We start from the raw sequence: 11,739 nt of genomic DNA, 5'->3' as shown, positions 1-11,739 counted from the left end.
AACCTTTTAGTTCCTTGACATTCAAAGAAAATCTGTGTATTCTTCATATGTAAAGGTTTTTCACTTAACAAGGGGGGATAGCCATGCTTGAGAAAACGACAAGAATGAATTATCTGTATGATTTTTATCAAACCTTGTTAACTCCAAAGCAAAGCAGCTATATGTCCCTCTACTATCTCAATGATTTTTCGCTCGGCGAAATTGCAGAAGAGTACGAGATCAGCAGACAGGCCGTTTATGATAATATTAAGCGGACGGAGATCATGCTGGAGCAGTACGAAGCAAAACTGGAGCTATTTCAAAAGTTTCAAGAGCGATTGAACATTTATGAGCAGATGAAGGAAATTCTTCAGCATGAAGCGAATTCTAAAGATGAATTGCTCTCCATGATAGAGATGCTTGAGAAATTAGATTAGGAGGCGGCATATATGGCATTTGAAGGATTGGCCGACCGACTGCAGAATACGATACAAAAAATCCGTGGAAAAGGGAAAGTAAATGAAGCGGATGTAAAAGAAATGATGCGTGAAGTCCGATTAGCATTGCTTGAAGCTGACGTAAACTTCAAAGTCGTCAAGGAATTTGTGAAAAAAGTAGGCGAACGTGCAGTTGGTCAAGAAGTGATGAAAAGCTTGACACCTGGACAACAGATCGTCAAGGTCGTAAAAGAGGAATTGACCCTGTTAATGGGCGGGGAACAGAGCCAAATAGCTGTGTCTAAACGTCCTCCGACTGTCATTATGATGGTAGGTCTGCAAGGTGCAGGTAAGACGACAACAACCGGTAAATTGGCAAATGTCCTGCGGAAGAAGTATAACCGCAAGCCATTATTGGTAGCCGCTGATATTTATCGGCCTGCAGCAATCAAACAGCTTGAAACCCTGGGGAAACAGCTTGATATGCCGGTGTTCTCTCTTGGTGATCAAGTCAGTCCGGTTGAAATAGCAAGACAAGCCATTGAAAAGGCGAAGGAAGACCATCTGGATTACGTCCTCATCGATACAGCCGGCCGTCTACACGTAGATGAAGCGCTTATGGATGAATTGAAGCAAATCAAAGAGCTTTCCAAGCCTGACGAAATCTTCCTTGTGGTGGATGCCATGACAGGGCAGGATGCTGTCAATGTGGCGCAAAGCTTCAATGATCAGCTGGAAATTTCAGGTGTTGTTCTCACGAAGCTTGATGGAGATACTCGAGGCGGGGCTGCTCTTTCCATTCGTGCTGTTACAGAAAAACCTATTAAGTTTGTCGGACTTGGTGAAAAACTGGATGCACTTGAGCCTTTTCATCCCGAACGTATGGCTTCCCGGATTTTGGGCATGGGAGATGTATTGACTCTTATTGAAAAAGCCCAAGCGAACGTGGATGAAGAAAAAGCCAAGGAACTCGAGCAAAAAATGCGCACCATGTCGTTTACATTCGATGATTTTCTTGAACAGCTTGGACAGGTCCGTTCTATGGGTCCACTTGATGACATCATCAAAATGCTCCCTGGAGCGAACAAAATGAAGGGACTCAACAATTTGAAAGTGGATGAAAAGCAGATCAGCCATGTTGAAGCCATCATCAAATCGATGACCAAACATGAAAAGTCTCATCCAGAAACGATCAATGCGAGTCGCAGAAAAAGGATTGCCAAAGGAAGCGGTACAACCGTCCCTGAGGTCAACAGACTTCTTAAACAATTCGAAGAAATGAAAAAAATGATGAAGCAAATGTCCAATATGGGGCAAAAAGGCAAGAAAAAAGGGTTCAAATTTCCTTTTATGTAGGGTAAAATGAAAGTGTTAAGAAAAAACACTTTACAAACAAAATACACATTTGTTATTATACTATCTTGTGTGAAACTATTCGGAGGTGCTTTTAAAATGGCAGTAAAAATTCGTTTAAAACGTATGGGAGCAAAAAAATCTCCTTTCTATCGTATCGTAGTTGCAGATTCTCGTTCACCACGTGATGGACGCCAAATCGAAACAGTTGGAACTTACAACCCGGTTGCAAAACCAGCTGAAGTAAAGATCAATGAAGAATTGGCTCTTAAATGGTTGTCCAATGGTGCGAAGCCATCTGACACAGTGCGCAACCTTTTCTCTAAAGAAGGCATTATGGAAAAATTCCATAACGCGAAAAATAGCAAGTAATCACGATATCATATGGAAGAATTAATCCTGACGATAGTGAAGCCTCTCGTTGATTATCCCGAAGACGTGAAAATCCTCGTCAACGAAGATGAGGGCCGCATTACTTATCAATTGTCAGTTCATAAAGAAGACATGGGAAAAGTGATTGGCAAACAGGGGCGTGTTGCTAAATCGATTCGCACTGTGGTATACGCTGCAGCAGGATCTACACAACAAAAGAAAGTCTTTTTAGAAATCATCGATTGATTGATAAAAGGAGGGACAACCTCCTTTTATCACATCAATATTGGATTTCTTTAAGTCAGGCAGTCAGAGGGAGGGTTCTATACCTCCCTTTTTTCTATATATGAAAATCTTCTTTCGTACAACAAGCAGCTGCCTCCCGGAAAAGAAGAAAGAGAACAAATCAATCAAAAAACGAAGCGCAGTTCATTCAGGGGAGGATCCAATCAGATGAAAATCATCCAAACGGCCTTGGTTAAGCAGGTGTTGACCGAAAAGAGCAAGTTGCTTCTTGAAAGCCAATACAATGAAAAAAAACTCCAACTTGAAAAAGAATGCGAACAATTGAGATTTGAATTAAAAAAACTGGAGAAAACTAAAAAATATTCAGCTGCAGCACTGAAAGGACGCTTTGAGAAGGAGATACAATCAAGGACGGATAAACTCAAAGTAGTAGAGTTTCAACTCGATCAATTAGGGATCCTGCCACTGGGAAGTGAATTGATAGAGAAGGAAATACAAAGTGTCATTGATATAAATATCGGGGACAATTGGGAACAGGTCTCTAAAGAAAAGACCATTTTAATAGAGGATGGCATCATTAAAGACATACGCTAGAGGTGAAACAATATGACAAAGTGGTTCAATGTAGGGAAAATCGTCAATACGCACGGAATAAAAGGGGAAGTCAGGATCATCTCAAGGACTGACTTTGCAGATGAAAGATATAAACCTGGAAACGCGCTGTTTTTATTCATGAATGAAACAGATGCTCCGAAGGAATTGATTGTGAAGTCACACCGAACACATAAAAATTTTGATCTGCTGACATTTGAAGGATACGAAAATGTGAATGATGTGGAAGCTTTTAAAAACGGGATCCTGAAAGTCACTGAAGAACAGCTTGCTCCTTTGGAAGAAGATGAGTTTTATTTTCATGAAATTATCGGCTGTTCGGTTGCGACACTCGACGGTGAAGTAATTGGTGAAGTCAAGGAGATCCTTACCCCTGGCGCCAACGATGTATGGGTAGTGCAGGGAAGCGATCGAAAGGAACATCTCATACCATACATAAAAGATGTCGTGATAAAGGTAGATATTGAAAATAAAGAAATCATCATTGATCCAATGGAAGGGCTGTTATCATGAGAATTGACATCCTTTCCTTATTTCCTGAGATGTTCAAAGGGGTTTTTGGAGAGTCCATCCTAAAAAAAGCGACTGAAAAAAACGCGGTAGAATATCATGTGACCAATTTTCGGGAATTCTCCGAAAATAAGCACAGCCAGGTCGACGATTATCCATACGGCGGAGGTGCTGGAATGGTCTTAAAGCCGGAACCGATATTTAATGCCGTTGAAAAACTCTCAAAGGAACAGGATTCAAAACCAAGGGTCATTCTAATGTGCCCCCAGGGAGAAAGATATTCTCAGAAAAAGGCTGAAGAATTGGCAAACGAGGATCATTTGATTTTTATCTGCGGCCATTATGAGGGGTATGATGAGAGGATCAGGGAACACCTTGTGACGGATGAAATCTCCATCGGGGATTATGTGCTGACCGGCGGTGAACTTGGGGCAATGGTAGTTGTGGACAGCGTCGTAAGGCTGCTTCCGGGTGTGCTAGGGAATGAAGACTCCCCGGTAAAGGATTCTTTTTCTTCGGGGCTGTTGGAACACCCTCAATATACGAGGCCGGCTGAATATAAAGGATGGAAAGTGCCAGATACCCTCCTATCAGGCAATCACCGCCTTATTGATGAATGGAGGGAGAAGGAATCGCTGAAAAGGACGCTTAACAGACGACCAGACCTTCTTAAAAAGTATCCTCTGTCTGATAAACAAAAAAACTGGATACAGGAATGGAAAAATCCTCGTTGACTGTATTGCAACCTATGGTTTGATATGGTATGATATTTTTTGTGGCTTGGGCAGAATATTTTCTGGACTTGCCCGTCGAAAACGATGTTCCGCTACAATGATTTTCTGTTTGTAAGAGCATCTGTTGGAAGGAGTTGAAAACGATGCACAAATTGATTGATGAAATCACAAAAGAACAGCTTCGCAGCGATATGCCAACGTTCCGTCCTGGTGACACTGTACGTGTACACGTAAAAGTTGTCGAGGGTACTCGCGAACGTATTCAGTTATTTGAAGGTGTTGTAATTAAACGCCGTGGCGGCGGAATCAGTGAAACTTTCACTGTCCGTAAAATATCTTATGGTGTAGGTGTTGAGCGTACATTCCCTCTTCACACTCCAAAAATTGCGAATCTAGAAGTAGTGCGTCGCGGTAAAGTTCGCCGTGCGAAACTTTACTACCTACGTAACCTACGTGGTAAAGCCGCTCGTATTAAAGAAATTCGATAATCAAGAGACAAAGGGGCTTGGAAACAAGCCCCTTTTTCATCTTTATTTTTAGAATCTTCATCATTACTAAATGACTAAACACCGTGATAATAGAGTATGATGAGAGATAGAGATTTTTACTATAATGCAAATTCTATCTAATGCCTGTATTTTCGTAAGATGGTGGTGGAGATTTTTGGCTGGAGAAAAAAGTGAAATCCGGGAATGGTTTAAAGCGCTGGTCATTGCAGTAGGTCTTGCGATTGTGATCCGTTATTTTTTATTCGCACCTATTGTGGTGGACGGCTTATCGATGATGCCTACGCTGCATAACGGCGACCGTATGATCGTAAATAAATTCGGTAAACCCGACCGATTTGATATTGTTGTATTCCATGCTCCTGAACAGAAGGATTATATTAAACGGGTCATTGGTCTTCCGGGAGATAAAATTCAATATAAAAATGATATATTATATATAAATGGAAAAGCATATAAAGAGCCTTATTTGGATCAATATAAAAAGAATGTGGGCGATGGTCCTTTGACTGAGGATTTCACTCTGAAGGATTATACAGGGAAAGACACTGTACCTGAAGGGGAGGTCTTTGTAATGGGAGACAACCGCAGGGGTTCTAAAGACAGCCGGCATATCGGCACGATCCCTATGTCTAAGATTGTCGGGGATGCACACATCATTTATTGGCCGATGAAGGATATGAAATTTTTCAAATAGGCAGATGGAGGCGATTCGCCTTGACAATACAATGGTTTCCTGGCCATATGGCCAAGGCTAGAAGAGAAGTTACAGAAAAGTTAAAGCTCGTTGACATTATGTATGAACTGGTGGATGCAAGGATCCCTTTTTCCTCCAGAAATCCGATGATTGATGAGATTATTGGAGAAAAGCAAAGAATCGTATTATTAACCAAGTCAGATATGGCCGATAAAGAAATGACCAATCAATGGATACGTTATTTTGAAGCTAAAGGGCTTAAGGCGATTGCAATCAATTCTCAGGCTGGTACAGGTCTTCATGAGATTGTGAAAACCTCTAATGACATTCTTAAAGAAAAGTTTGAACGAATGAAAGCCCGCGGCCTCAAAAAGCCCCGTGCGATCCGTGCCATGATTGTGGGGATTCCGAATGTTGGGAAATCCACTTTAATCAATAAGCTCGCTAAGAAGAATATCGCAAGGACAGGCAATACTCCCGGGGTCACCAAATCACAGCAATGGATAAAAGTCGGTAAAGAACTTGAACTTTTGGACACTCCCGGTATCCTTTGGCCGAAATTCGAGGACCAAGAAGTAGGATATAAATTGGCTTTGACAGGCGCCATCAAAGATACAATCTTGAACTTGCAGGATATTGCCGTATTTGGCATTCGATTTATTGAAAAACACTACCCTGAGAGGCTTAAGGACCGCTTCGGGATAGAACCTGACATGGAAATCCTCGATGTATTTGATACAATTGGAAAACTGAGGGGCTGTCTCCGCGGAGGCGGTGAGGTGGATTACGATAAAACGGCTGAACTGATCATCCGTGATATTCGATCAGAAAAAATTGGTCCGTTGACTTTTGACCTCCCCGAACAAATTAATATGAATGAAGAAAGCGAAAATTAATATTTAGGGTGGGCTTTTCATAGCCGACCCTTTATTATTTTCTAATAAGGACGATATTAAAGATAAGTTGGTGAAACCATGGAGCACCTATCCATAAAAGAAATTCAAAAAGCACTTGAAACGATTGAAGATCCAAAAGACCCTTTCTTCTTACAATGTGCTGAAGATTCCAGAAAAGGGGTCCAGCAAATTGTTCAGCGAATAAACCGTGCATTTAAGAAAAAAAAGGATGAAATGGATCACTTTCATAGCATGTTTTCATACGAAAGGGATATTTATTTGCAGGGGTTTGAAGCTATTGCGGGAGTCGATGAAGTAGGCCGCGGTCCATTGGCCGGTCCGGTAGTTGCTGCAGCAGTGATTCTCCCAAAAGACTGTATGCTTATAGGAATCAACGACTCAAAAAAACTAAGCGAAGCTAAAAGGCAGGAATTATTTGATGCAATCAGCGAGCAGGCCACTGCAATAGGAATCGGCGTCATACACGCCGATGAAATAGATAAAGTAAATATCTATCAGGCAACTAAAAAAGCAATGCTGGATGCTATACATAACTTAAAAAAGCTTCCCGACTATCTGCTGATCGATGCCATGGAGCTGTCTGTACCTGTTCCGCAGGAATCCATCATTAAAGGGGACGCAAAGAGTGCTTCCATTGCTGCTGCATCAATCATTGCGAAAGTGACAAGGGACAGGATGATGAAAGAGTACGATGGCCAGTACCCGCAATATGGGTTTGCCAGGAATATGGGATACGGAACAAAAGAACATCTGGATGGTCTTCAAATATATGGCCAGACACCAATCCATAGAAAATCTTTTGCTCCAATAAAAGACATGATATGAGGCCATCGAAGCTTGCCAGCTTCAAACCATCCTGAAAAGGAGAGTCGGGGTCGATGATTTTACAGAGTAGAGGTGCCGCGGCGGCTTCTGTTGATGCCAATCTAAAAGCAGAAAAGATTCGCAGTTTGAGGCATGGAGATATTATATATGGCACAGTGAAAAAAACATTTTCCAATGGAACGGCAGAAATTCAAATTGGAAATCAAAAGCTGCTTGCAAGACTGGATGGAGAAATTAAATCTGGAGGGCATTGGCTTAAAGTTGCTTCCCAAGATGGAGAGATACACTTAAAAAATTTTGCTTCCCAGGGACAGGATTTTGCCAAATCGGATGCATCACCAGTATTGAAGAATCTGAACGTTCCTCAGAGTCAATCAAGCACATCCATCTTAGGTTTTTTACAAAAGGAAGGACTTCCAATTTCAAGGGAGACTCTATTAAATGCCATGGAATTGTTGAAGGATATGGAGCCGATTGAGAAAGGCTTTCAGACCATTAAGGCCATTCTTTTAGGGAATCTGCCTCAAACAAAATCGGTGTTCCAATCATTGTATTCCATTGACCAAGGCAATTCGACTATAAAACTGCTATCGGAATTCATTGGCGTACTTAAGCAGGAGCCGCAGGACCGGACAGTTGAATCTTTAGTCAAAACGATTGAAACTCTCAAATCTTCAGGGGACGGAATGGCTGCGGCAAAATCACTCCAACGCATTATTCATACTGCATTTTCCCAAGGGGATGCTCATTCCGAAGAAGCGTTGTCTATTTTGCAAAAGACTGGCCTGGCAAGTGGAGGAACGAAAGAGGAATCCATTCTGGCTGCTATGAAAAGGTTCTCAGGCGATGACTCGGGACAATTGAAGAAAAATGAATGGCTTGCCCTTCAAAACTCTCTTAAACATAATGGGGAACTAGATGTTAAACAAGCAAAGGTGCTACTAGAGGGATTAGTAGAAAAAGCAAAGGCAATTGGCATTGGAAATGAACACCCCTTCCAATCTGCGGAAAAGGCACTAAGCAGCCAGCAGCCTATGAAATCTCAGCAAATATTCAGATATCTGTTTGAAGGATACTCAAATCTACTGTCAGATGGTGATGGATTATTAGGGGAGACCGGGAAGATATGGTCTTTATTGAATGGGAACTCCCCTGAGCAAATGAAACAAGCAGTCATTCAATTGGAGGACTTGGCTGGTTTAAAAGGTGATATGCTTCAAAAGGAAAATAAGTATCTTCAGGGAGTCTCTACAGAGGTGAGAAACGAACTTCTTCAAACGATGAATAAGGGAGATGCCTTATACCTTTTCAAGAGCGTATTGGACAAGCTCGGCGTCAATTATGAAGCTGCACTCGGCAAAGGGGGAATTCCGGGAAAAGATCAATTAAAGCCTATGCTGGTTCAATTTCTATCAGAAAACCACTCCACATCAAGCAAGGAAATGGCTCAAAGTCTGTTGCACCATTTAAATGGCCAGACAGCCGCGAGCGGGGATTCGGGGCCGATACAATCCATCATTATGCAAATTCCCCTTTCTTTCATGGCTCAGCAGACGGATTTGACAATGCAATGGACAGGCAGGAAAAATGAAAAAGGCGAAATCGATTCTTCACACTGTAGAATTTTGTTCTATTTGGAATTGCAGGGACTTAAAGAAACGATGGTCGATATGAATGTTCAAAATCGTATTGTCTCATTGACGATTTATAATCATATGGATTTAAAGCAGTCGTCAGAAAAGCTTTCAGCTCCTTTGCGGGAAGGGCTTGAATCGATGGGCTATCAACTGTCCTCCATACAAATAAAAGAATGGGAGACCAAAGAAATCCCATTGTTGAACTTATCCATCAAACAGAAGGATTCCTATAAAGGGGTGGATATCAAAATATGAAGAATCAATCAAACAAGCTTAAGCGAAAGGAAGCTGTCGCCCTCAGCTATCGTTCTGATATGCAAGATGCCCCTGCAGTCATTGCTAAAGGGAAAGGGATCACTGCAGAAAATATAGTAGAAAAAGCTAAGGAATCAGGTGTACCCATACAGGAAGATCCAAGTTTAGTAGGACTCTTAGGACAGCTGGATATCAATCAGTCCATCCCGGAAGAATTATACCAAGCTGTGGCGGAAGTATTTGCTTTTATATATCGCCTGGATAGGAATGAGATTGATAGAACGTGACGGGGGCCTTCCCCGTTATTTTTTTCGTTGATTTAAAGTTAAATAAATTGGTATAAAATCCCACGAAAAAGTTTTATTGGAAAAGTATTATGTGCATAAATCCACAATAATTAAGCAGGGAATGCAAGTGTTTTAGTATGAAAATAACGGTAAAATGTTCAGAAATTTTAAATTAATATAATATTTAAGTCGAAACGGTAGACAGATAATCACTGATTATATACAATGAAAGCGCAGTCTATTTTTAGAAGAGTTTGATAGGAGGATGGAATATGAATATACATGAGTACCAAGGTAAAGAAATCCTCAGAAAATACGGGGTTGCAGTGCCAAACGGGAAAGTTGCCTTCACTGTTGAAGAAGCTGTTGAAGCTGCAAAAGAATTAGGTACAAGCGTCACAGTCGTTAAGGCACAGATTCATGCCGGCGGCCGTGGGAAAGCGGGCGGAGTCAAAGTTGCAAAGAATTTGGACGAAGTTCGTACATATGCACAAGAGATCTTAGGCAAAACACTGGTTACCCACCAAACAGGGCCAGAAGGAAAAGAAGTAAAGCGCTTACTTGTTGAAGAAGGCTGCGACATCAAGAAAGAATATTATGTTGGCCTTGTAATGGACCGTGCGACTTCCAGAGTTGTCTTAATGGCATCTGAAGAAGGCGGTACAGAGATTGAAGAAGTAGCAGAAAAAACACCAGAAAAAATCTTCAAAGAAGCAATCGATCCGGTTGTCGGCCTTACAGGCTTCCAGGCACGCCGAATTGCTTTCAACATCAACATCCCTAAAGAACTGGTGAACAAAGCAGTTAAATTCATGATGGCCTTTATACGGCATTTGTCGAGAAGGACTGCTCCATCGCTGAAATCAACCCTCTTGTTGTAACAGGAGATGGGAATGTCATGGCGCTTGATGCAAAATTGAATTTTGATTCAAATGCATTATTCCGCCAAAAAGATATTCTTGAATACCGCGACTTAGAAGAAGAAGATGCAAAAGAAATCGAAGCATCTAAATATGATCTCAGCTACATTTCCCTTGATGGAAACATCGGCTGTATGGTAAACGGCGCAGGACTTGCGATGGCGACAATGGATATCATCAAGCACTACGGCGGAGACCCTGCTAACTTCCTTGATGTTGGGGGCGGCGCGACAGCTGAGAAAGTAACAGAAGCATTCAAAATCATCCTTTCCGATGAAAATGTCAAAGGTATTTTCGTCAACATTTTCGGTGGAATCATGAAGTGCGATATCATTGCTTCTGGTGTTGTTGAGGCGGCAAAACAAATCGGGTTGTCTGTTCCTCTTGTCGTTCGACTTGAAGGTACAAACGTCGATTTAGGGAAGAAAATCCTAAGCGAATCAGGATTGAACATCATCGCTGCAGAATCAATGGCTGACGGCGCGCAAAAAATCGTTAACCAAGTAGGATAAGAAAGGCAGGGAGACGTAATGAGTGTATTCATTAATAAAGATACTAAAGTAATCGTACAAGGTATTACAGGGAAAACGGCTCTTTTCCATACAAAGCAAATGATCGAATATGGAACAAAGATTGTCGGCGGTACTTCACCTGGAAAAGGCGGTACTGAAGTGGAAGGCGTACCTGTCTTCAATACAGTTTCTGATGCTGTAAAAGAAACGGGAGCCAACGTTTCTGTCATCTATGTTCCTGCTCCATTTGCTGCAGATGCAATCATGGAAGCTGTAGATGCAGAATTAGATATGGCTATTTGTATCACTGAACATATCCCGGTTTTGGATATGGTAAAAGTGAAACGCTACATGGAAGGCAAGAAAACTCGCTTGGTAGGACCGAACTGCCCTGGCGTCATCACGCCTGATGAATGCAAAATCGGTATCATGCCTGGCTACATCCATACAAAAGGCCATGTTGGTGTTGTTTCCCGCTCTGGTACATTGACATATGAAGCTGTACATCAGTTATCTGAAGCTGGAATCGGACAATCAACAGCTGTTGGAATCGGTGGAGACCCAGTGAATGGTACAAACTTCATCGATGTTTTGAAAGCTTTCAACGAAGATCCTGATACTTATGCTGTCATCATGATTGGAGAAATCGGCGGTACTGCTGAAGAAGAAGCTGCTGAATGGGTGAAAGCGAATATGACTAAGCCGGTTGTCGGCTTCATCGGCGGAAGAACTGCACCTCCAGGAAAACGCATGGGCCATGCTGGTGCGATCATCTCAGGAGGAAAAGGAACTGCAGATGAAAAAATCAAAGTAATGAATGCTTGCGGAATCGAAGTAGCTGATACTCCTTCCGTTATGGGTGAAACTTTGATTAAAGTCCTTAAAGAAAAAGGCATTTACGAAAACTGTAAAACTCATTAATTTTTCAATACAGTCCCTC

General features: G+C 41.8%; 14 protein-coding genes and 1 pseudogene. All 15 read left to right on the top strand.

The window, feature by feature from the left end:
* Positions 1-83: 83 nt before the first annotated feature.
* Positions 84-416: a putative DNA-binding protein gene (locus tag DFR59_RS00700; protein ID WP_114743706.1), complete on the top strand. Its 333-nt coding sequence runs from the start codon at positions 84-86 to the stop codon at positions 414-416.
* A gap of 12 nt (positions 417-428) precedes the next feature.
* A complete protein-coding gene (gene ffh / locus DFR59_RS00695) occupies positions 429-1,772 on the top strand; it encodes a signal recognition particle protein (RefSeq protein ID WP_114743705.1) in 1,344 nt (447 codons plus the stop codon).
* Positions 1,773-1,868: 96 nt separating this feature from the next.
* Complete coding sequence (gene rpsP, locus DFR59_RS00690) at positions 1,869-2,141, top strand: 30S ribosomal protein S16 (RefSeq protein WP_114743704.1); 273 nt, start codon at positions 1,869-1,871, stop codon at positions 2,139-2,141.
* Positions 2,142-2,153: 12 nt separating this feature from the next.
* Complete coding sequence (locus DFR59_RS00685; RefSeq protein WP_114743703.1) at positions 2,154-2,387, top strand: KH domain-containing protein; 234 nt, start codon at positions 2,154-2,156, stop codon at positions 2,385-2,387.
* Between the two features lie 207 nt (positions 2,388-2,594).
* Positions 2,595-2,981: a YlqD family protein gene (locus DFR59_RS00680; protein ID WP_114743702.1), complete on the top strand. Its 387-nt coding sequence runs from the start codon at positions 2,595-2,597 to the stop codon at positions 2,979-2,981.
* Positions 2,982-2,993: 12 nt separating this feature from the next.
* Positions 2,994-3,512, top strand: a complete 519-nt coding sequence (gene rimM, locus DFR59_RS00675; RefSeq protein ID WP_114743701.1) for a ribosome maturation factor RimM — start codon at positions 2,994-2,996, stop codon at positions 3,510-3,512.
* Positions 3,509-4,243, top strand: coding sequence for a tRNA (guanosine(37)-N1)-methyltransferase TrmD (gene trmD, locus DFR59_RS00670; RefSeq protein WP_114743700.1), 735 nt, complete (start codon positions 3,509-3,511; stop codon positions 4,241-4,243). The genes rimM and trmD overlap by 4 nt, the downstream gene beginning before the upstream one ends.
* A gap of 143 nt (positions 4,244-4,386) precedes the next feature.
* Positions 4,387-4,731 carry a 50S ribosomal protein L19 gene (gene rplS / locus DFR59_RS00665; protein ID WP_114743699.1) on the top strand — a complete coding sequence of 115 codons (345 nt, stop codon included), beginning with the start codon at positions 4,387-4,389 and terminating at the stop codon, positions 4,729-4,731.
* A gap of 175 nt (positions 4,732-4,906) precedes the next feature.
* Positions 4,907-5,446 carry a signal peptidase I gene (gene lepB, locus DFR59_RS00660; protein WP_114743698.1) on the top strand — a complete coding sequence of 180 codons (540 nt, stop codon included), beginning with the start codon at positions 4,907-4,909 and terminating at the stop codon, positions 5,444-5,446.
* Between the two features lie 20 nt (positions 5,447-5,466).
* Positions 5,467-6,342 (top strand): ribosome biogenesis GTPase YlqF, encoded by an 876-nt coding sequence (gene ylqF, locus DFR59_RS00655; RefSeq protein WP_114743697.1) that lies wholly within the window; start codon positions 5,467-5,469, stop codon positions 6,340-6,342.
* A gap of 78 nt (positions 6,343-6,420) precedes the next feature.
* Positions 6,421-7,188, top strand: coding sequence for a ribonuclease HII (locus tag DFR59_RS00650; protein WP_114743696.1), 768 nt, complete (start codon positions 6,421-6,423; stop codon positions 7,186-7,188).
* Between the two features lie 53 nt (positions 7,189-7,241).
* On the top strand, positions 7,242-9,080 hold the full coding sequence (locus DFR59_RS00645) for a hypothetical protein (protein ID WP_114743695.1): 1,839 nt from the start codon (positions 7,242-7,244) through the stop codon (positions 9,078-9,080).
* Complete coding sequence (locus DFR59_RS00640; RefSeq protein WP_114743694.1) at positions 9,077-9,367, top strand: EscU/YscU/HrcU family type III secretion system export apparatus switch protein; 291 nt, start codon at positions 9,077-9,079, stop codon at positions 9,365-9,367. Before DFR59_RS00645 ends, DFR59_RS00640 begins: the two co-directional genes overlap by 4 nt.
* A 272-nt stretch (positions 9,368-9,639) precedes the next feature.
* Positions 9,640-10,799 (top strand): annotated as a pseudogene (gene sucC / locus DFR59_RS00635) (ADP-forming succinate--CoA ligase subunit beta).
* 18 nt (positions 10,800-10,817) lie between these two features.
* Positions 10,818-11,720 carry a succinate--CoA ligase subunit alpha gene (gene sucD / locus DFR59_RS00630; protein WP_114743693.1) on the top strand — a complete coding sequence of 301 codons (903 nt, stop codon included), beginning with the start codon at positions 10,818-10,820 and terminating at the stop codon, positions 11,718-11,720.
* Positions 11,721-11,739: the final 19 nt, after the last annotated feature.

Origin of the sequence: Falsibacillus pallidus, assembly GCF_003350505.1 — a bacterium.
Lineage (GTDB): Bacteria > Bacillota > Bacilli > Bacillales > DSM-25281 > Falsibacillus > Falsibacillus pallidus.
Note: the sequence above shows the minus strand (reverse complement) of the source record. Positions and strands in the feature narration are given on the sequence as shown.